This is a genomic window from Streptomyces sp. NPDC127177 (assembly GCF_042672475.1).
GTDB lineage: Bacteria > Actinomycetota > Actinomycetes > Streptomycetales > Streptomycetaceae > Streptomyces.
The window spans coordinates 20,056-39,800 of sequence record NZ_JBHXUW010000069.1 but is presented as its reverse complement, the minus strand read 5'-3'; the positions used below and the strand labels follow the sequence as shown (position 1 = coordinate 39,800).

18 protein-coding genes are annotated in these 19,745 nt (G+C 72.0%); 3 read left to right on the top strand and 15 right to left on the bottom strand.

Translation table 11 applies throughout. From position 1 onward, the window contains the following. Nucleotides 1-111: 111 nt before the first annotated feature. Entirely contained in the window at nt 112-1,395 is a 1,284-nt protein-coding gene (locus ACFVJX_RS31120) for an adenylosuccinate synthase (RefSeq protein WP_384134322.1), read from the bottom strand. 186 nt (nt 1,396-1,581) lie between these two features. On the opposite strand from ACFVJX_RS31120, the gene ACFVJX_RS31115 reads away from it, so the two are divergent. Beyond that, the gene (locus ACFVJX_RS31115) at nt 1,582-2,439 is read left to right on the top strand and encodes a diacylglycerol kinase (protein WP_384134319.1); all 858 of its coding nucleotides are present in this window, start codon (nt 1,582-1,584) and stop codon (nt 2,437-2,439) included. Between the two features lie 142 nt (nt 2,440-2,581). On the opposite strand, the gene ACFVJX_RS31110 is transcribed toward ACFVJX_RS31115, so the two are convergent. Then, the gene (locus tag ACFVJX_RS31110; protein ID WP_384134316.1) at nt 2,582-3,139 is read right to left on the bottom strand and encodes a GbsR/MarR family transcriptional regulator; all 558 of its coding nucleotides are present in this window, start codon (nt 3,137-3,139) and stop codon (nt 2,582-2,584) included. A gap of 111 nt (nt 3,140-3,250) precedes the next feature. Between ACFVJX_RS31110 and ACFVJX_RS31105 the strand changes: the two genes are divergently transcribed. Together ACFVJX_RS31105 and ACFVJX_RS31100 are read left to right on the top strand one after the other, a co-directional pair. After that, nucleotides 3,251-4,165 (top strand): ABC transporter ATP-binding protein, encoded by a 915-nt coding sequence (locus ACFVJX_RS31105; protein WP_384134313.1) that lies wholly within the window; start codon nt 3,251-3,253, stop codon nt 4,163-4,165. Beyond that, the gene (locus tag ACFVJX_RS31100) at nt 4,162-5,790 is read left to right on the top strand and encodes an ABC transporter permease (RefSeq protein ID WP_384134310.1); all 1,629 of its coding nucleotides are present in this window, start codon (nt 4,162-4,164) and stop codon (nt 5,788-5,790) included. Before ACFVJX_RS31105 ends, ACFVJX_RS31100 begins: the two co-directional genes overlap by 4 nt. 106 nt (nt 5,791-5,896) lie before the next feature. On the opposite strand, the gene ACFVJX_RS31095 is transcribed toward ACFVJX_RS31100, so the two are convergent. From ACFVJX_RS31095 to ACFVJX_RS31035, 13 genes are all read right to left on the bottom strand, one after another. Next, entirely contained in the window at nt 5,897-7,132 is a 1,236-nt protein-coding gene (locus ACFVJX_RS31095; protein ID WP_384134307.1) for a cytochrome P450, read from the bottom strand. A 91-nt stretch (nt 7,133-7,223) separates the two neighbouring features. Continuing rightward, nucleotides 7,224-7,901: a response regulator gene (locus ACFVJX_RS31090; protein ID WP_384134304.1), complete on the bottom strand. Its 678-nt coding sequence runs from the start codon at nt 7,899-7,901 to the stop codon at nt 7,224-7,226. Then, on the bottom strand, nt 7,898-9,148 hold the full coding sequence (locus ACFVJX_RS31085) for a sensor histidine kinase (protein ID WP_384134328.1): 1,251 nt from the start codon (nt 9,146-9,148) through the stop codon (nt 7,898-7,900). The genes ACFVJX_RS31090 and ACFVJX_RS31085 overlap by 4 nt, the downstream gene beginning before the upstream one ends. A 159-nt stretch (nt 9,149-9,307) precedes the next feature. Then, the gene (locus ACFVJX_RS31080) at nt 9,308-10,183 is read right to left on the bottom strand and encodes an alpha/beta hydrolase family protein (RefSeq protein WP_384134301.1); all 876 of its coding nucleotides are present in this window, start codon (nt 10,181-10,183) and stop codon (nt 9,308-9,310) included. A gap of 170 nt (nt 10,184-10,353) precedes the next feature. Next, entirely contained in the window at nt 10,354-11,550 is a 1,197-nt protein-coding gene (kynU, locus tag ACFVJX_RS31075; protein WP_384134298.1) for a kynureninase, read from the bottom strand. Beyond that, nucleotides 11,543-12,391, bottom strand: a complete 849-nt coding sequence (locus ACFVJX_RS31070; RefSeq protein ID WP_384134295.1) for a tryptophan 2,3-dioxygenase family protein — start codon at nt 12,389-12,391, stop codon at nt 11,543-11,545. Before ACFVJX_RS31070 ends, kynU begins: the two co-directional genes overlap by 8 nt. 158 nt (nt 12,392-12,549) lie before the next feature. Beyond that, nucleotides 12,550-12,963: a DUF3151 domain-containing protein gene (locus ACFVJX_RS31065; protein ID WP_384134292.1), complete on the bottom strand. Its 414-nt coding sequence runs from the start codon at nt 12,961-12,963 to the stop codon at nt 12,550-12,552. A 64-nt stretch (nt 12,964-13,027) separates the two neighbouring features. Continuing rightward, entirely contained in the window at nt 13,028-14,551 is a 1,524-nt protein-coding gene (locus ACFVJX_RS31060) for an MFS transporter (RefSeq protein WP_384134290.1), read from the bottom strand. 181 nt (nt 14,552-14,732) lie between these two features. Further along, entirely contained in the window at nt 14,733-15,902 is a 1,170-nt protein-coding gene (locus ACFVJX_RS31055; protein ID WP_384134287.1) for a MalY/PatB family protein, read from the bottom strand. A gap of 94 nt (nt 15,903-15,996) precedes the next feature. Next, a complete protein-coding gene (fbaA, locus tag ACFVJX_RS31050; RefSeq protein ID WP_384134284.1) occupies nt 15,997-17,028 on the bottom strand; it encodes a class II fructose-bisphosphate aldolase in 1,032 nt (343 codons plus the stop codon). A 201-nt stretch (nt 17,029-17,229) separates the two neighbouring features. Further along, nucleotides 17,230-17,769 carry an orotate phosphoribosyltransferase gene (pyrE, locus tag ACFVJX_RS31045; RefSeq protein ID WP_384134282.1) on the bottom strand — a complete coding sequence of 180 codons (540 nt, stop codon included), beginning with the start codon at nt 17,767-17,769 and terminating at the stop codon, nt 17,230-17,232. Between the two features lie 89 nt (nt 17,770-17,858). Further along, on the bottom strand, nt 17,859-18,659 hold the full coding sequence (locus ACFVJX_RS31040; RefSeq protein WP_384134279.1) for an aldose 1-epimerase: 801 nt from the start codon (nt 18,657-18,659) through the stop codon (nt 17,859-17,861). A gap of 22 nt (nt 18,660-18,681) precedes the next feature. Beyond that, nucleotides 18,682-19,734 carry an SRPBCC domain-containing protein gene (locus tag ACFVJX_RS31035; RefSeq protein WP_384134276.1) on the bottom strand — a complete coding sequence of 351 codons (1,053 nt, stop codon included), beginning with the start codon at nt 19,732-19,734 and terminating at the stop codon, nt 18,682-18,684. Nucleotides 19,735-19,745: the final 11 nt, after the last annotated feature.

Here is a 19,745-nt window from a genome sequence, read left to right as displayed (position 1 = left end):
CGGGTGATCCCCGCCGGCCGCCGCCGCGTTCCGCACAGGTCGGCGGACCCGCGGACCCGCCGACCTGTTCCGCACAGGCCCGCGAACCCGCCGGCCTACCGACCCACTGACCTACAGGAACGAGTTGATCTCGATCGTCTCGGTCCGGCCGGGGCCGACGCCGATCGCGGAGATCGGGGCGCCGGACATCTCCTCCAGCGCCTTCACGTACCCCTGCGCGTTCTTCGGCAGGTCGGCGAAGGTCTTCGCCTTGGTGATGTCCTCGGACCAGCCGGGCAGCATCTCGTAGACCGGCTTCGCATGGTGGAAGTCGGTCTGGTTGTACGGGAGTTCCTCGACGCGCTTGCCGTCGATCTCGTACGCGACGCAGACCGGGATCTGCTCCCAGCCGGTGAGGACGTCGAGCTTGGTGAGGAAGAAGTCCGTCAGACCGTTGACCCGGGTCGCGTACCGCGCGATCGGGGCGTCGAACCAGCCGCAGCGGCGGTCACGGCCGGTGGTGACACCGCGCTCGCCACCGATCCGGCGCAGCGCCTCGCCGTCCTCGTCGAGCAGCTCCGTCGGGAACGGACCGGCGCCGACGCGCGTCGTATAGGCCTTGAGGATGCCGATGACCCGGCTGATCTTCGTCGGTCCCACACCGGAACCGGTGCAGGCGCCGCCCGCGGTCGGGTTCGACGAGGTGACGAAGGGGTACGTGCCGTGGTCGACGTCGAGGAGCGTGCCCTGACCGCCCTCGAAGAGGACGACCTTGCCCGCGTCGATGGCGTCGTTCAGGATCAGCGAGGTGTCGGCGACGAAGGGCTTGATCTGCTCCGCGTACTGGAGCATGTCCTCGACGACCTTGGGGGCCTCGATGGCGCGCCGGTTGAAGACCTTGGCCAGAAGCTGGTTCTTCTGTTCCAGGGCCGCCTCGACCTTCTGCTCCAGGATCGACTCGTCGTAGAGGTCCTGGACGCGGATGCCGACCCGGTTGATCTTGTCGGCGTACGTCGGGCCGATACCGCGCCCGGTCGTGCCGATCTTGCGCTTCCCGAGGAACCGTTCCGTCACCTTGTCGACGGTGACGTTGTACGGGGTGATCAAATGAGCGTTACCGCTGATCAGCAGCTTGGACGTGTCCACGCCGCGGTCGTTCAGCCCACTCAGCTCGGAGAGCAGGACGGCCGGGTCGACCACGACACCGTTCCCGATGACCGGGGTACACCCCGGCGACAGGATTCCGGAGGGGAGGAGATGCAGTGCGTACTTCTGGTCGCCGACGACCACCGTGTGGCCGGCATTGTTGCCGCCCTGGTAGCGCACCACATAGTCCACGGATCCACCGAGGAGGTCGGTGGCCTTCCCCTTGCCCTCGTCACCCCACTGAGCACCGAGCAGCACAAGTGCGGGCACAGGCGTACACCCCTTCCGGGCGGGGCATGTCCAAGGTCAGGGGGCGTACGTAAACGCCGTACATGCCGTACGACGTTGTACGACAAGGCCTGAACCGTCGAACCGGGTGCCCCGGAATAGACCAAGCCCCTGGCGCAATAGCGCAAGGGGCTCTTGCACCAAGATGCTACCCGAGGAAGGACCGAGGTGTCGGCTGCCCAGCCCCCCGGTAACGGTGCGCCCCATCTGCTGGTGGTGATCGATCCGGTCGCCCGCCGGACGGACGGCGAGTCCGTCCGGATCGCCAAGGACGTACTGAGTGCCGGCTCACGCGCCAAGATCTGTCTTCCCGACGGGCCCGAGGAGTTCGCCCGCGCCCTGTCCCGCAGGGGCGCCCGGCGGCCGGTGGTGATAGGTGACGACCGGGCGCTGCGGCGTGCCGTGGCCCAGCTGCACCGGGAGCGAGAACCGGCCGGGAGCGCCCTGTCGCTGATTCCGGTCGGTGCGGCGGCGGCGCTGGAACTCGCCCATTCACTCGGCGTGCCGACGGGTGCGGTGGCGGCGGCCCGCACCGCGCTGGACGGCGCGGTGCGCCGGCTGGACCTGCTGGTCGACGACAGCGACGGGGTGGTCCTGGGCGCGCTGCGCATCCCGGCTCTGAGCAGCGCACCGGGCACGGACGGCCACCACTCGGGCGTCACCGCCGTCTGGGACACCTGCCGCTCCCTGGTCCGCACCCTGGTGCATCCCGCGCCCCCCGCACCGCCCGTACCGCTGCGCACGCACCGGCTGCGGATCGAGGCGGACGGCGTCCTGCTGAACGATCTGGACCGCCCGGTGGAATCGGTCACGGTGACCTCGGGCTGCGGCGAAGACGGCCTGGCGGAGGTGACGATCCGCTCGCCGGACAGCGATCCGGTCACCAGCGCGGCCAAGGCCGTCACGGTCTCCGGCGCCGACTTCCGCTACCGCGCCGACATACAGGTCGGCGGGCCGGTCCGGACGCGGACCTGGACGGTACGGGCGGGTGCCTGGGGGCTGATGCTGCCGATAGCGGCGGGGTAGCCGGCGCCCGCTCAGGCTGCCCCTCAGGACCCCCGCTCCGGACGCCGGACACCCCTCAGGACTCCGGCACCCGCTCTGGACACCGGCTGCCCTCAGGACACCGGCTCTGGACACCGGCTGCCCTCAGGACTCCGGTTGTCCCTCAGGGGCCCGCGGACTCGTCGGCCGACGGCAGGTCGAGCGTCTTGCGGTGCTCCTGCCAGCGGCCCATCAGGCTCTCCAGCTCCGACTGGAGGAACTCGAAGAACGCCGCCGTCTCGGCGATCCGGGCACCGGCCGGGGTGTGCTCGCCGAGCGTGCGGGCGCCGTCCCTGAGGGTCTGCTCCCACCGGGTGAGCACCCGGTCGCGGCTGGCGAACGTGGTGTACCAGATCTCGTTGTGCAGGCGGTAGCGGTCACGGCGCGAGCCCGGTTCGCGCTCCCGGCCGACCATGCTGACCTGGGTGAGGTAGTTCACCGCGCCGGACACGGCGGCCGGGCTGATCTGCAGTGCCAGGGCGAGCTCGGCCGAGGTCATCGAGGCGTCGTCGTCGGCGAGCAGGGCGGCGAAGACGCGGGAGGCCATCCGCTGCATGCCCGCCTCGGTCATCTCGGACGCGAACCGCTCGACGAAGCGCGAGACCGCCTCCGGGTCCCGCTGCCCGCGCGCCCCGCCCGCGTCCTGCCGCTGCCCTGCGCTCTCTCCGGATTCGCTGCTCATCGCCCCATCGTCTCCCCTGCGGCCCCGGCTGATCACCGGCCCCGTCATACCTTCGAGTTTATACGTTTCCTTAACTTCACAAGTTTGTGAAAGTAGCGTACGTTCAAAATCATGACGAAGGCAATCACCGTGGCCGGACTGCACAAGTCGTTCGGCCGGACGCATGCGCTGGACGGGCTCGACCTGACCGTCGAGTCCGGTGAGGTCCACGGCTTCCTCGGGCCCAACGGGTCCGGGAAGTCCACCACCATCCGGGTCCTGCTGGGCCTGCTGCGGGCCGATTCCGGCGCGGCCCAGCTGCTCGGCCGCGATCCGTGGCACGACGCGGTCGCACTGCACCGCCGGGTGGCGTACGTCCCCGGTGACGTGACGCTGTGGCGCAACCTCTCCGGCGGCGAGGTCATCGATCTGTACGGGCGGCTGCGCGGGGGCCTGGACGCCGCCCGCCGGGCCGACCTCGTGGAGCGGTTCGAGCTCGATCCGGCCAAGAAGGGGCGTACGTACTCCAAGGGCAACCGGCAGAAGGTCGCCCTGATCGCCGCCTTCGCCTCCGACGTGGACCTGCTGATCCTGGACGAACCGACCAGCGGGCTCGACCCGTTGATGGAGGAGGTCTTCCAGAGCTGTGTGGCCGAGGAGCGCGACCGCGGGCGGACGGTCCTGCTCTCCAGCCACATCCTCAGCGAGGTCGAATCGCTCTGCGACCGGGTCAGCATCATCCGCCAGGGGCGGACGGTGGAGACGGGCTCGCTGTCCGCCATGCGCCATCTGACGCGTACCAACATCCGCGCCGAGCTGACCGCCGAGCCCCACGGGTTGGCAGCCCTTCCCGGGGTGCACGATCTCGACGTCCGGGGGCGCCAGGTCACGCTCCAGGTCGACACGGACAAGCTGGACGCCGTCCTGAGATCGCTCTCGTCGTCCGGGGTCCGCTCGCTGAGCAGCACCCCGCCGACGCTGGAGGAGCTGTTCCTCCGGCACTACGCGGCGGACACCGGCCAGATCGCGGAGGTGGCCGCGCGATGACTGCCGTGACCATGACCGCACCGGCCCGCGCCGGGCGCCGGACCGGCCCTGGACAACTCGCGGGGACCTGGCCCCTCCTGAGGCTCGCCCTGCGGCGCGACCGGATCATCATGCCGCTCTGGGTGATCGTCCTCGGCGGCTCGTTCTCCTCCGTCGGGAGGTCCATCTCCTCCCTGTACGGGACGGCCGCCCAGCGCAGCGAGCTCGCCGCGTCGATGAACGGCAACAGCTCCCTGCGGGCCATGTACGGGCCGGTGTTCAGCGATTCCGTCGGAGGACTCGTCAGCTGGCGCATGATCGCCTTCGGCGCCGCGCTGGCCGGGGTGATGAGCCTGGTCCTCGTCGTGCGGCACACCAGGGAGGAAGAGGAGACGGGCCGTCAGGAGATGCTCTCCTCGGCCATGGTGGGGCGCCGCGCCCCGCTGACCGCGGCGCTGCTGGCCGCGCTGATGGCCAACACCGCGCTGGCCCTGGTGATCATGGCCGGGATGGCCGGATCGGGGGCGGGCGGTGCCGGCTCGGTGGCGCTCGCCCTGGCGGTCGCCGGGGTCGGTGTGCTGTTCGCCTGCACCGCCGCTATCGCCGCGCAGTTCACCGAGAGCGCCCGGCTCGCGAAGGGGCTGACGGCGGCGGCGATCGGCGCCGCGTTCGTCCTGAAGGCGGCGGGCGACTCCGCGACGGCCGACGGCTCGTCCGTCTTCAACTGGCTCTCCCCCATCGGCTGGGCGGAGAACGCCCGGCCGTACGCGGACGAGCGGTGGTGGGTGCTCCTGGTGATCGCCGGCGCCGCGGCGGTGCAGTGCGCCCTGGCGTACACGCTGGCCGAACGGCGCGATGTGGGCATGAGCTTCCTGGCCACGCGGCCGGGACGGGCCCGGGGCCGGATCTCCACCGCGTACGGGCTCGCCGTGCGGCTCCAGCGCGGCGCGCTGCTGGGGTGGACGGTGTCGTTCGCCGCGGTCGGCCTCGTCTTCGGCGGGCTGACCGGCGGAGCGGCCGACCTCGTGGGGGACAACGCGAAGACCAGGGAGATCTTCGAGCGGATGGGCGGACAGGCGGGTCTGACCGACGCGTTCCTCGCCTCGATGGTCTCCGTGCTCGGCACGGTCGCGGCGCTGTACATCGTCTCCTCGGTCCTTCGGCTGTACGGGGAGGAGTCCGCCGGCCGGGCCGAACCGGTGCTGGCGGGCGGGGTCGGCCGGATCGGCTGGGCCGCCGGCCATCTGCTCATCGCCTTCGGCGGCGCGGCCCTGATCATGGTGGCCGGCGGCCTCGGCCTGGCCGCGGGGTACGGGCACGAGCTCCCGGCCGTGCTCGGCGCCGCCCTGGTGCAACTGCCCGCGGTCTGGCTGCTCGGCGGGGTGACGGTACTGCTGTACGGGGCGCTGCCGAAGGCCGCCGCGGCGGCCTGGGGCGTGGTGGGGCTCTGTCTGGCGCTGGGCTGGATAGGCCCAGCCCTGGATCTGCCGCGGCCGGTGATGGATCTGTCTCCGTTCACGCATCTGCCGAAGCTGCCGGGGGCGGCCGGGATGGAGTGGGGTCCGGTGGCTCTGTTCACCGCCCTGACGGTGGTGCTGACGGCCGGCGGCCTCGCGGCGCTGCGGCGGCGGGACATCCTGAACTGACCCGGCGAGGGACCGGCCGGGCCCGGACGAGGGGGCGGGCCCGGCCGCAGTCCCGCGGCACCCGGCCAGGGGGTACCGCAGGCGGCCACCGAGCGGGCGCCCGTGGTCACACCTCGACGCGCAGCTCCTTCAGTCCCCGGATCACGTACCCCGGGTTCCACTCCGGCTCCGCGACCAGCCGCATGCCGGGGGCCCTGCGCAGCAGCTCGTCGAAGGAGGCGGCGAGCTCCACCCGGGCCAGCGGGGCGCCAAGACAGAAGTGGATGCCCGCGCCGAAGGTGATGTGCGGGTTCTCCTGCCGGGAGAGGTCCAGGGTGTCCGGGTCGTCGAAGCGGGCCGGGTCGCGGTTGGCCGAGCCGAAGAGCAGCGCCACCTCGGATCCGCGCGGAATGACCCTGCCGCCGATCTCGATGTCGTCCAGGACCCAGCGCTCGAACATCTGGAGCGGGGTGTCGTACCGCATCAGCTCCTCCACCGCGGACGGCAGCAGCCCGTGGTCGGCGCGCAGTGCGGCCAGCTGCCCGGGGTGGCGCAGCAGTGTCCACCAGCCGTTCACGGTGGTGTTGACGGTGGCCTCGTGCCCCGCGTTCAGCAGCAGGACGCAGGTGGAGACCATCTCCTGTTCGGTCAGCCGCTCGCCCTCGTCATGGGCGGCGATGAGCGCGGAGATCAGGTCCGTGCCCGGGTTCCTCCGGCGCTCGGCGATCAGCCCACGCAGATACGCGGAGAAGTCCAGGGAGGCGCGCACCGCGGCGCGGGCGGTCTCCTCGGACGGGTTGAGCTCGAACATGCCGCAGATCGCGGCCGACCACGGTCGCAGCGGCGCACGGTCGGACTCCGGGATGCCGAGCATCTCGGCGATCACGGCGACGGGCAGCGGCTCGGCGACCGCCGTGAGCAGATCACCACCGCCCCGCGCCACGAAGTCGTCGACGAGCCCGGCCGCCAGCCGCCGCACGGTCGGCACGAGCTGCTCGACGGTACGCGGGGTGAAGGCCTTGGAGACCAGCCGCCGGATCCGTGTGTGGTCCGGCGGCTCCAGGTCCAGCAGCCCCTGCCCGTTGAGCGTCTCGAACGGCTCGTGCTCGGCGGGCGGCGGAGTCCGGCCGAACTCCTCGTGCGTGAACCGGTGCAGATACGTCCGCCCCAGCCGCCGGTCCCGCAGCAGCGCGGACACGTCGGCGTGGTGCGGGACGAGCCACTGGTCGCTGCGCTCGAAGTAGTGCGCCCGGCCGTTGGCCCGCAGCTCGGCATAGGCCGGATACGGGTCGGCGACGAACGCCGCCGACCAGGGGTCGAACGAGGCGGCGGGGCCAGAGGACGGACTCGACGACGGGTACATGCACAGACGCTAACCGGCGGTCCGCCCACGGACCAGCCCTGCCGGGACCCGGCACGGACCGGCGCCCGCCGCGGGCCCGCGGCCCCTGGTCTCAGGAGGGCGTGACCAGTCTGGCCTCATAGGCGAAGACGGCCGCCTGAGTGCGGTCGCGCAGGCCCAGCTTGACCAGGATGCGGCTCACATGGGTCTTGATGGTGGACTCGGCGACCACCAGGTGCGAGGCGATCTCCGCGTTCGACAGGCCCTGCGCGATGAGGACCAGCACCTCCGTCTCACGCTCGGTGAGATCGCCGACCCGGGCCAGGGCGGGCGGGCGCGGCGCCGCCGCGAGTTTGGAGAACTCGTTGATCAGGCGCTTGGTGACGGTGGGCGCGAGCAGCGCCTCACCGGAGGCCACCACCCTTACGCCGTCCGCGAGCTGCCTCGCCGACGCGTCCTTGAGGAGGAAACCGGAGGCGCCCGCGCGCAGCGCCTGGTAGACGTATTCGTCGAGGTCGAAGGTGGTCAGCACCAGCACCTTGGCGTCTCCGTCGGCGGCGACGATCTCGCGGGTCGCCTCGATGCCGTTGAGCTCCGGCATCCGGATGTCCATCAGCACCACGTCGGGGCGGAGCGCCGCGACCTGGGAGACGGCCTGCCGGCCGTTGACCGCCTCGCCGATCACCTCGATGCCGGGCATGGCGTTGAGCAGCACCGAGAAACCCTCGCGGACCATCATCTGGTCGTCGACGATCAGCACCCGGATCGGTGTACCCGCGGCGGTCGTCATGCCTGCTCCACAGGGGCGTCGGAGGGGGCGGGCTGGACGGGGATGAAGGCCGTGACCTCGTAGCCGCCCTCCGTGGTCCGCTCGGCGGTCATCTCGCCGTTCAGCATCGCGACCCGCTCCCGCATCCCGGTGATCCCGTGTCCGGCGCCCGGCGATGGCTTCACCGGACCGGTCGGCGGGCCGTTGACCACCCGCAGTCCCAACCCGCCCAGCACATAGCCGATCTCCACCCTGGCGCTCGCCCCGGGAGCGTGCCGCAGGCTGTTGCTGAGGGCTTCCTGAATGATCCGGTACGCCGACAGCTCGACGCCCTGCGGCAGTTCGCGCACCGCGCCGGTCACCGTCTTCTCCGTCGGCAGACCCGCCTCGCCGACGTTGGCGAGCAGCCCGTCGAGCTCGGCGAGGGTGGGCTGCGGAGCGTCCGGTGCCTCGTAGTCCTCGGCCCGTACGACACCGAGCACCCGGCGCAGCTCGGTCAGCGCGGCCACGGCGTTCTCCCGGATGGTGATGAAGGCCTGTTCCAGCTCGGGCGGCGGATTCTCCACCCGGTAGGGGGCGGCCTCGGCCTGGATCGCGACGACCGACATGTGGTGGGCGACCACGTCGTGCAGCTCGCGGGCGATGGTGGTGCGCTCCTCGAGCAGCGTGCGCCGGTCGCGCTCGACGGCGGTCACGGTGCGCTGCACGGTGACCTCGCGCTCGGCCTCCTGGCGGATCTGCACCAGGCTCACCAGGAGCAGGACGACCGCGGAGCTCACTGCTATGCCCCCGGTGGTCGCCGAGGAGTCCCGGCCGGACACGTTCTCGATGACCAGGCTGAGCAGCACGGTCAGGGCCCACATCCAGGCGGCGACGCGCGGCCTGGTCCGCACCGCGACGACGGCCAGCACCACCAGGTGCGCGAAGGAGGTGCCCGCCTCCCACGGCCAGTCGTTGCCGCTGACGAACACCAGCACCGGGGCCAGCGCCAGCGACATCCAGAACGCCCCGATGGGCCTGACCAGCGTCATCGCGACACAGATGGCAGGCAGCAGCCCGGACGTGAGGACGGCGGCGTTCCCGGTGGTGGCGAACCCCATCATGAGGATGAGCAGGGCGGCCGCCAGCACCGTCGCGTGCGGAGCCCAGATCGCGCGGTCCCGGAACCACTTGGGAAGCCACCTGGTCAGGGTCCCGCCGGTCTGCATGGGCGGCAGCGGGCGGTAGGCGAAGGCGTCATGGATGAGGTCCTGGCGCAGGCCGTCCATCGCCTGTGCGGCCAGGCGGCGCTCCGGGCTTCTGGTCTTGGTCTCGGTCACGCTTCCACGGTAGGCGGCGCGGCAGGCGGGGTCGTCAGCAGTGATACGGATCCCGGGGCGTCCGTCGCAAGTACTACCCGGGTCCCCCCTCGCCCCGTGCCGCAGGCGTCACCAGGCGAGCTGGGCGATCTCCTCGGCCACCACGGCGCACGCGTCGGCCGCCGGATCGATCAGCGGGAAGTGCCCGACGTCCGGCAGCAGGGTCAGCCCCACGGTCTCCCCCTCCTTCGCCGCCGCGTCGACGAACGCCTCCACGACCGCCTGCGGAACCGTGAGGTCCGTGGTGCCCTGCACCACTGCGGTGGCGATGCCGGTGGGCAGCAGCAGCGACGGGTCGGCGTGCGCGCTGCGCTCGGCGAAGTCCTCCTCGCGGCCCAGGAACTGCCCGATCGCCCCGGAGCACACATCCAGCTCGATCGCCGAGGCGAAGTCCGCGATCGGTGCGAGGGCCACCACACCGCGCAGCGCGGGCGGCCTCGGCAGCCGCCACGGCGACCCTTCCGGCAGCACGTGCCGGGCGGCCGCCCACAGCGCCAGCTGTCCGCCCGCCGAGTGCCCGGTGACGACGATCCGCCGGGCGTCCGCCGCGGGCAGCTCCCGCGCCAGCAGCTCCGGCAGCGCGTCCATCGCCGCCGCGACATCGTCGAAGGTCTCCGGCCAGCGCCCGGCGACCGGACCCGATCCGCGCTGCTGCGGGAGCTCGCTGCCGCGCCGGTACTCCACGCTGGCCACGGCGAACCCGCGCCGGGCCAGGAAGCCCGCGAACGGGGACATGTGGAGCCGGTCGTAGGGCGCGCGCCACGCCCCGCCGTGCAGGACGACCACGACCGGGGCGCCGGTGCGCCCGCCGTGCGGGGCGTAGAAGTCGATCGTCTGGTCCGGGTGGCTGCCGTAGGCGGCGGAGGCATCGGGGGCGAGGACCGGATGCGAGAACGCGGACTCGGTCTCGGCTGCGTCCCGATCGCGCGCGGCGGAATCCGACATGCTGCTCCAACCGTCCCTGACATCTGCTCAACTGGCCTGACCTGCCCGGACGGTACCAGTAACGCAGCGTTGTCCGCCCGCCGGGAATCCCTGCGGGTGGATGTGTGCGGATACGGCACGAAGACCGTCCGGCGACCGGGGCGAGCCGGTCGCCGGACTGACCCGGCAGCCTACGCCGCCGGAGCGGCCAGCACGTCCGCGAGCACCCGCGCCGCACGTTCCGCGTCGGCGAAACCCACGTACAGCGGTGTGAATCCGAACCGCAGCACGTCCGGGCGGCGCAGATCCCCGACGACCCCGCGTGCGATGAGCGCGCTCATCACCGGTCCGGCGTCCTCGCAGCGCAGCGCGACCTGACTGCCCCGCTCCCGGTGGGCGGCCGGGGTGACCGGGACGACCCGCCCCTCGGGGGCGTACTCCTGGACGCACTCCAGGAAGAAGTCCGTCAGCGCGAGGGACTTGGCCCGTACCGCCTCGATGCCGACACCGTCCCAGACGTCGAGGGACGCTTCCAGCGCCAGCATCGACAGGATGTCGGGAGTGCCGACCCGGCCCCGTACGGCACCATCGGCGGCCGCGTACCCGGGGGTCATCGCGAACGGGTCGGCGTGCGAGGTCCACCCCGGCAGGGGCGAGTCGAAGACCGCCTGGTGCCGCTCGGCGACGTACAGGTACGCGGGCGAACCGGGGCCGCCGTTGAGGTACTTGTACGTGCAGCCGACCGCCAGGTCCACCCCGTGCGCGTCCAGGCCCACGGGCAGCGCGCCCGCGCTGTGGCACAGGTCCCAGACGGCGACGGCGCCCGCCGCGTGCACGGCGGCGGTGAGGCCGGGCAGGTCGTGGAGCCTGCCGGTGCGGTAGTCGACGTGGTTGAGCAGGACGGCCGCGGTACCCGGACCGAGGGCGTCCGGCACACCGGCGGGGGTCACCGGGACGATCCGATGGCCCGTCATCCGGGCCGCCGATTCGGCGATGTACCCGTCGGTGGGGAACGTGTTCGCGTCGACCAGGATCTCGTCGCGGCCCTCCGGCGCCAGCCTGGTCGCCGCGACGACTGCCTTGAAGACGTTCACACTGGTGGAGTCACCGACCACGATCTGCCCCGCGGCGGCCCCGACGAGCGGGGCGATCCGGTCACCGATCCGCTCGGGCGCGGTCCACCAGCCGCTCTCGTCCCAGGACCGGATGCGCAGTTCGCCCCACTCACGGGTGAGGACCTCCTGCAGCCGGGCAGGCACGTGGCGGGGCAGCGCGCCCAGCGAGTTCCCGTCCAGGTAGACGGTGTCGTCGAGCGTGAACAGCTTCCGCAGCGGGGCCAGTTCGTCGGCGGTGTCGAGCGCCTGTGCGCGCTCCTGGAGATCAGACATGGCTACGGGCCGTCCAGAGCTCCGGGAACACGTTCTTCGTGGCCCGCTTCTCCAGCCAGGCGACCCCGGCCGAACCGCCGGTCCCGGTCTTGGAGCCCATGGCCCGCCGGGTGGCGACGAGGTGGTCGTTGCGCCAGCGCCACACCAGCTCGCCGACGTCGGTGAGGACCTCGCCGAGCCGGACCAGTTCGTCGTTCTGGTCGGGGTTGGCGTAGATCGCGGTCCAGACGGCCTCGACCTCGGGCGACGGCTCGTACTTCTGGCTCAGGTCCCGGCCCAGCACCGTCTCCGGGATCGCGTGGCCGCGCCGGGCGAGCAGGGCGAGCGCCTCGTCGTACAGACCGGGCTCCCCGAGCGCCTTCTCCAGCTCGGCGTGGACGCGGGGCGCGCCCCGGTGCGGCACGAGCATGGAGGCGGACTTGTCGCCGAGCAGGAACTCCATCCGCCGGTACATCGCAGACTGGAAACCGGAGCCCTCGCCGAGCGAGGACCGGTAGGAGTTGAACTGGGCGGGGGTGAGCTGGGCGAGCGGTGTCCAGGACGCGTTCAGCGCCTCCAGCTCGCGCAGGGACCGCTTCAGCGCGTCCTGCGCGACCGGCAGCCGGTCCTCGCGCATGGCGTGCGCCGCGGTCTCCCACTCATGGACGATGACGGTGAACCACAGCTCCATGACCTGGGTCGTGACCAGGAAGACCATCTCGCCGGGGTCGTCCGAGCGGAGGTGCTGGAGGTGGGTCAGGACATCCGCCTGGACGTAGTCCTCGTACGGAGTCGTTCCCGCGAAGTCGAGGTGCGGGGTCTGCGCACCGGTGGCTTCGGGGTCGGGGTGAATAGTCGACATCGCTGTCTCCTCGACACGAGCTTCCGGGTAGCGGTCCGCCCCTTCCGTGAGGTGGTGGAGCTCCGGTCCCCTGCTCGCATCCTAAACGGCACCCCGGGGGACGCGCAGACCCCGCAGACGGAGGTGCACGTCTGCGGGGCCGGTGGGATGTGCGTCGGCTATCCGAGGGTCTCGGCGGCGGTGGGCGAGGAGTCGCGGAGGAACGCGGAGCAGCGCTCGTACTCCTCCTGCTCACCGATCGACTGCGCGGCGCGCGCCAGGGCGTGCAGGGCGCGCAGGAAGCCGCGGTTCGGCTCGTGCTCGAAGGGGACGGGGCCGTGGCCCTTCCAGCCGGCCCGGCGCAGCGCGTCCAGGCCGCGGTGGTAGCCGGTGCGGGCGTAGGCGTACGACTCGATGACCCGGCCGCCCTCGAACGCCTCGTCGGCGAGCTGGGCCCAGGCCAGGGAGGAGGTCGGGTACTTCGCCGCGACATCGGCGGGCGCGGTGTCCGCCGCGAGCAGTTCGCGCGGTCCCGGATCGTCGGGCAGATGGGTCGGGGCGGGGCCCCCGAGCAGGTTCTCGTGGATCGACATGGGTCCAAGTGTGCCTGGCACCGGCGGCGCCGGGCACCAGGTGCGCACAATGCCCGCCGGGGGCTCATGGCGTCTCCGCCTGCCGTGCCGCCTCCGGGGCCGGCTCCAGTGGCGGGGCGGCGACGCCGCAGTGGACGGCGCACTCCGGCCGCGCGGTGTCCTGCACGGCCGCCGGGGGCGTACGGACGGTCGACCAGGCGATCAGGGCGCCCAGCACCAGCAGCCCGGCGCACATCGGCATGGCGCGCCGGAACGTCACGGCGAACTCCCCGGCGTCCCGGTAGGCCTCGGGCCCCATTCCGGCGAGCAGCGGCAGTGCGGCGACCGCGATCAGCCCGGCGGCGCGGGCCGCCGCGTTGTTGATCCCGCTGGCGAGACCGGCCCGGCCGGTGTCCACGGAGGCCAGGACGGTCGCGGTGAGCGGGGCCACCAGGGTGACCAGCCCGACGCCGAGGACGGCGACGGCCGGGAGCACGTCGGTGAGGTACCCGGTGACGGAGTTCGACCCCGGACCCACGCGCAGCATCAGCAGCATCCCCGTGGCGGCGATCAGCGGGCCGGCGGTGAGCGGGATCCTGGGGCCGATGCGCTGGCCCAGCTCGCCCGATCTGGCCGAGAACAGCAGCATCAGGACGGTCGTCGGCAGCAGCGCGGTACCGGCGCCGAGCGCGGAGTACCCCGCCACGACCTGGAGCTGGATCGCGGAGAGGAAGAAGTAGCCGCCGAGCGCCGCGTACACACAGAGGGTGACGATGTTGACGGTGGTGAACTGCCGGGACGCGAACACGGACGGCGGCAGCATGGGGTGCGCCCTGTGCCGCTCGACCTGGACGAACGCGGCTCCGAGCAGCACTCCGCCCACCGCCGCCCCGACCACGACCGGGGAGGCACCGAGCCCCGGGGCCTCGATCAGCGCGTACGTGATCAGCGCGAGCGCGAGCGCGCCGAGCGCCGCCCCGGTCACGTCGAAGCGTCCTCGGGCGTACGGGTCACGGGACTCCGGTACGTGACGCAGGGCGACGGGGACGCAGACGGCGGCGAGCGGCAGGTTGAGCAGGAACACCCACCGCCAGCCGGGCCCGTCGACGAGCCACCCGCCCACGAAGGGCCCGACGGCTGCCCCGACCCCGCCGAACCCGGACCACAGCCCGACCGCGCGGGCCCGGTCGTCCGGATGGAAACTCGCCTGGATCAGGGCCAGCGAGCCAGGGGTGAGGAGCGCCCCGCCGACGCCCTGGAGCGCGCGGGCCGCGATGAGCACGAAGGCGTTCGGCGCGATGCCGCAGAGCAGCGAGGCGAGGGCGAACCACACGACCCCGACGACGAAGACCCGGCGCCGCCCGTACCGGTCCCCGAGTGCCCCGCCGAGCAGGATCAGCCCGGCGAGAGTCAGCATGTAGGCGTTGACGGTCCATTGGAGCGCGGCGAGGTCGGTGCCCAGATCCTCACCGATGCGGGGCAGCGCGACGTTGATGACGGTGGAGTCGAGCATGGCCATGCTCGACCCGAGCACGGTCGTGAGAACCACCCAGCGCCCGGTGGCGGAAGCAACCCGAATCCCGGGCCCGTCCCCCTCTGACTTCTCCATGGCCTCAGCATCGACGCCACCGAGCCACGAGGCCAGCAGGACACGTCGAAGCCCGTCCGGCGGCACACTTGAGTCTCTCTCCGGCGCCACACTTGAGTCTCTCCGGCGGGAACACTTGAGCCCCTCCGGCGATTGAGGAGCGGGGGTCCGGGGGCAGAGCCCCCGAAGAAACGGCCCGCGGCTACGCGCCGGCGCCCCGTACCGCCTCCACCCCCCGGATCAACGCCGCCACCCCCGCCTCCACCTTGCTCCGCGCACACCCCACGTTCAGCCGCACGAAGCCCTCCGCCCCGTACACGCTCCCCGGCATCACCGCGACCCGCTCCCGTTCGATCAGCACGCGCTGGAGGGCCTCGTCGTCATCGACGCCCGCCCTGCGCAGATCGATCCAGGCCAGGTAGCCGGCCTGCGGCAGCTCCCATTCCAGCCCGGGGAACGCCGTGTTCAGACGTTCCGCGACGAAGGCCAGATTCCCGGTGACGTAGGACCGCACCGCGTCCAGCCACGCCCCGCCCTCCCGGTAAGCGGCGATGTGCGCGGTCAGCGAGAGCACGGCAGGGGAGGCGAGCCCCTCCGCGGTCTCCATCCGGCGCAGGAACTCCGTCCGGTCGTCCGCCCGCCCGATGAGCCCGTACGAGCCCGTCAGGGCGGGGAAGTTGAACGACTTGGACGCCGAGGTGATGAGCGCCCAGCTCCCTTCGCCCGCCACCCGCGTCCACGGCACGTGCCGGCGCCCGCCGTGCACGAAGTCCGCGTGGATCTCGTCGCTGATCACCGCGACCCCGTGCCGCGCGGCGAGCGAGGCCATCTCCGCGAGCTCGGCCTCCGTCCACACCCGCCCCGTGGGGTTGTGCGGCGAGCACACCAGCAGGACCTTGCTGTCCGCGCGGGCGAGCTCCCGTTCCAGCGCGGCCGTGTCACCGAGCGCCACCCCGCGCAGCTCCCGCCCGAGGCCGGTGATCGCCTTGCGGAAGCCGTCGTAGGTGGGGGTGTGGACGACGACACCGTCCCCGTCCGACGTCCACATCTGCAACAGCTGTGACAACTGGCTGAGCACCGACGGACCGTAGACCAGCCGGCCGGTGTCGATCGTGGTGCCGTACCGGGTCGCGTACCAGTGGGCGATCGCCGACCTGAAGTCCTCGTGGTCCCAGTCGGTGTAGCCGAACACGCCGTGGTCGAGACGGGTCCGCAGCGCGGCCAGCACCTCGGGGGCCGTCGCGAAGTCCATGTCGGAGATGGTGAACGGCAGCAGCCCGTCCACCCCGAACCGGTCCGCGACCCCGTCCCACTGGACGCACCAGGTGCCACGGCGGTCGATGACGGTGTCGAAGTCGTAGGACGTGCTCACAGCTGTTCCCTCAGATCGTCGTTCCTGCCGTGCGGACATGCCATGGGCCCGGCATCCCAAGGGATACCGGGCCCACCCACACATCCGTGACGGACTACTTCAGCTTCGTACCGGTGGACCGCAGGTTGGCGCAGGCCTCCGTGACGCGCTTGGCCATACCAGCCTCGGCGGCCTTGCCCCAGGTGCGCGGGTCGTAGGTCTTCTTGTTGCCGACCTCGCCGTCGACCTTCAGCACACCGTCGTAGTTGCGGAACATGTGGTCCGCGACCGGACGGGTGAAGGCGTACTGGGTGTCGGTGTCGAGGTTCATCTTCACGACACCGTTCTCCAGCGCGGTGGCGATCTCCTCGGCGGTGGAGCCGGAGCCGCCGTGGAAGACGAAGTCGAACGGCTGGCTGCCGGCCGGCTTGCCGTACTTGTCGGCGACGCCGACCTGGAGGTCCTTGAGGAGCTCGGGGCGGAGCACGACGTTGCCCGGCTTGTAGACGCCGTGCACGTTGCCGAAGGACGCGGCCAGCAGGTAGCGGCCCTTCTCGCCCAGGCCGAGGGCTTCGGCGGTGCGCAGCGCGTCGTCGACGGTCGTGTACAGCTCGTCGTTGATCTCGTGCGTGACGCCGTCCTCCTCACCGCCGGTCGGGGTGATCTCGACCTCAAGAATGATCTTGGCGGCGGCGGCCTTGGCGAGCAGCTCCTGGCCGATGGAGAGGTTGTCGGCCAGCGTCTCGGCGGAACCGTCCCACATGTGGGACTGGAACAGCGGGTTCAGACCCTTGGCGACGCGCTCCGCGGAGACCTCGATCAGCGGACGGACGTACGTGTCCAGCTTGTCCTTGGGGCAGTGGTCGGTGTGCAGCGCGACCGTGATGTCGTACTTGGCGGCGACGATGTGCGCGAACTCGGCCAGGGCGACGGCGCCCGTGACCATGTCCTTGTTGTACTGGCCGCCCAGGAACTCCGCCCCACCGGTGGACATCTGGATGATGCCGTCGCTCTCGGCCTCCGCGAAACCGCGCAGCGCAGCGTGCAGGGTCTGGGTCGAGGTCACGTTGATGGCCGGGTAGGCGAACTTGCCTGCCTTCGCCCGGTCGAGCATCTCGGCGTAGACCTCGGGGGTTGCGATGGGCATCTGTCCGCTCCTTGGGATGTGCGGGTGTGCGTTGCTGGTTCCCTGACCTGGGGGCGACGTCATCGTCGCCCCCATCTTCCCAGACTCTGGCCTCGGCTCCACCCGGTGTGCTCCCCCATCCTTCGGGGCCTCCGGCTGCGGACACGCGACGAGGGTGGCCGGTTTCACGTGAAACCGGCCACCCTCGAAGGAAACCGCTGGTCAGGACAGGTCGAGGTCCGGGACCGAGTACACATGCACATACGGGAGACCCGCCTCGGCGATGGCCGGAGCCGCGCCCCGCTCCACGATCACGGCGACGGCGACGACCTCGCCACCCGCCTCACGCACGGCCTCGACGGCGGTGAGCGGTGAGCCACCGGTCGTCGAGGTGTCCTCGACGACCAGGCACCGGCGGCCCTTGACCTCTGCGCCCTCGATCCGGCGCTGCATCCCGTGGGCCTTCTGCGCCTTGCGGACGACGAACGCGTCCAGCTCCTGACCGCGGGCGGCGGAGGCGTGCAGCATCGAGGTGGCGACGGGGTCGGCACCCAGCGTCAGCCCGCCCACACAGTCGTAGTCCAGCTCCGCGGTCGCGTCGAGCATGACCTGGCCGACCATCGGAGCAGCCTTGCCGTCCAGCGTGATGCGACGCAGGTCGATGTACCAGTCGGCCTCCAGACCGGAGGAGAGCGTCACCTTGCCGTGAACAACGGCCTTGTCCTTGATCTGCTGCAGCAGCTCAGCGCGTACGTCTGTCATGGCTACGAGGATAAGGCGCCCCGCCTCCGGCAGCGGCCCGCACCCGGGACCCACCCGGGGCCCGGACCGGCCCCGGTCCAGGACCGCCCTCAGAGCCTGCGCCAGCTCCAGGTCGTCGCGATCTCCAGCGGCTCGATCGGGGTGACGTAGCGCGGTGCGGTGTTGAGCCCGTTCGGCGGGCCCGACTGCGGCTCCACACAGACCGCCTCGGCCTGCTCGTCGTAGACCACCACCCACTCGGTCCGGCTCTTCACCGTCAGCTCCAGCTGCTCCGGCCAGGTGAGGGTCACATCGACACCGTCGGGCATCCCGAAGGCGTCGTCCCACGGGCCCGGCAGTGGCGGGATCCGGCGGCCGGTCGGCAGATGGTCCTCGCCCCGCTCCTCCTGCCAGGCGGCGTCGAAGTCGATCCGGACGTCCTCACCGCCGAGGTTGCGAAGGAACCAGGGGTGCCAGCCGGCCTGCGCCGGAAAGGAGTCGCCGTACGTCTCGACACCGAACGCCAACGTGAGGGAGTCCTCGGCGAGTTCGAAGGTCTGCGTCACCCGCCCCGGGTACGGCCAGGGGTCGGCCAGGTCGTAGTAGAACGCGGCCTCCGTCCCGCTCTCGCTCTCCCGCGCGGTCTGCCAGGCCGTGTCACGGCCCGTGCCGTGGATGGCGTGCGGCGGGGCGGTCAGCGGCATCCGGTGCAGGACCCCGCCGTTGCGGAACTCCCCGTTCGCCGTACGCCCGCACCACGGCACCATCGGGAAGCAGCCGTAGCGCTCCCCCTGCCGCAGCAGTTCGGTACCACCGATCCGCAGACTGCTGATACGGCAGCCGTTGGCGGGGTTCACGGTCAACTCTGTGTCGCCGACGGACAGCCGGACGCTCTTCTCGCTGCTGCTCACACGACGACCCTACTGGCCGTCACTACCTCCGGCGCCGCAGCGCCCGGCCCACCACCACGGCGGAGGCGATGGCGAGGGCCGCCGCCGGGGCCACCCATCGGAGAGTCGCGCCCGCACCGCTCGAATCGGGTGACGGCACCGGGGCGTACCGGCCGCGCGGCGGGGCGTGGTCCACCTCTTCGGCACTGCGCCCGATCATGGTGCGCCGGGCGTGCGCGGCCTCGGCCGGCGGCCCGTCCGGCACGGTGAACTCGATGCCGGACACCGCGTCAAGCGACGACGGCGGTACCGGGGTGTCGAAGACGGACGCCTTGTCCGGCGGCTGCTCCCCGGCCGGGGCCTCGTCGGCGGCGGCGTCGTGCGTGGGCGGCACCTCCCCGGGGCCGGCCCCGGCACCGGTCCCGGCACCGGTCGTGTCGGCCTCCTCGGCGGCCTCCTCGATCGCCTTCTCCACCGCGTCCCCGACGGACCGCTCCTCGGAAGGGGTGACCCCGGAGCCCGGAGCACCGGCCTCGCCGTCAGCGGCAGTGGCACCGTCACCAGCACCGGTACCGCCGTCCGTGGCCCCGTCCGCGCTCCCGTGCTCACCCTCGCCCTCGTCCCCGCCCCCGGGCTCCGGCTCGGTGAGCGCCTCCGTCACCAGTTGGTGCGCGAACCGGTCCAGCAGGCGGTGGGCGGCCGCGAGCGCGGTCGCCGCGTCCAGCTCCAGCAGTCGGCCGTCACCGCCGGCCGTCCCCTCGAACGTGATCGCCGTGCCGCCGTCCCGTTCCGCCAGACGGAGGGACAGGGCCAGCTTCACCGAACCCGTGCCGCGGGCCTCCACACCGTCGCCCGCCACGGAGAGGCCGTAGACGGCGTCCCCCTCCGGGCCGTCCGCCGGCTCGGTGAGCCGCAGCGCACCCCGGTAGGTGATGGTGTGGCCGCCGATCCGCACCTTGAGCCGGCCGGACAGCGGGCCCGCGGACGCGTCGGCGTCCTGCTGGAGGCCCGGCACACATCGCGCGACCCGGGCGGGGTCGCCCAGCGTCCGCCGTAGGACTGGGACCGGAACCGGAACGAACACCTCATGCTCCATGGAAACCGAGC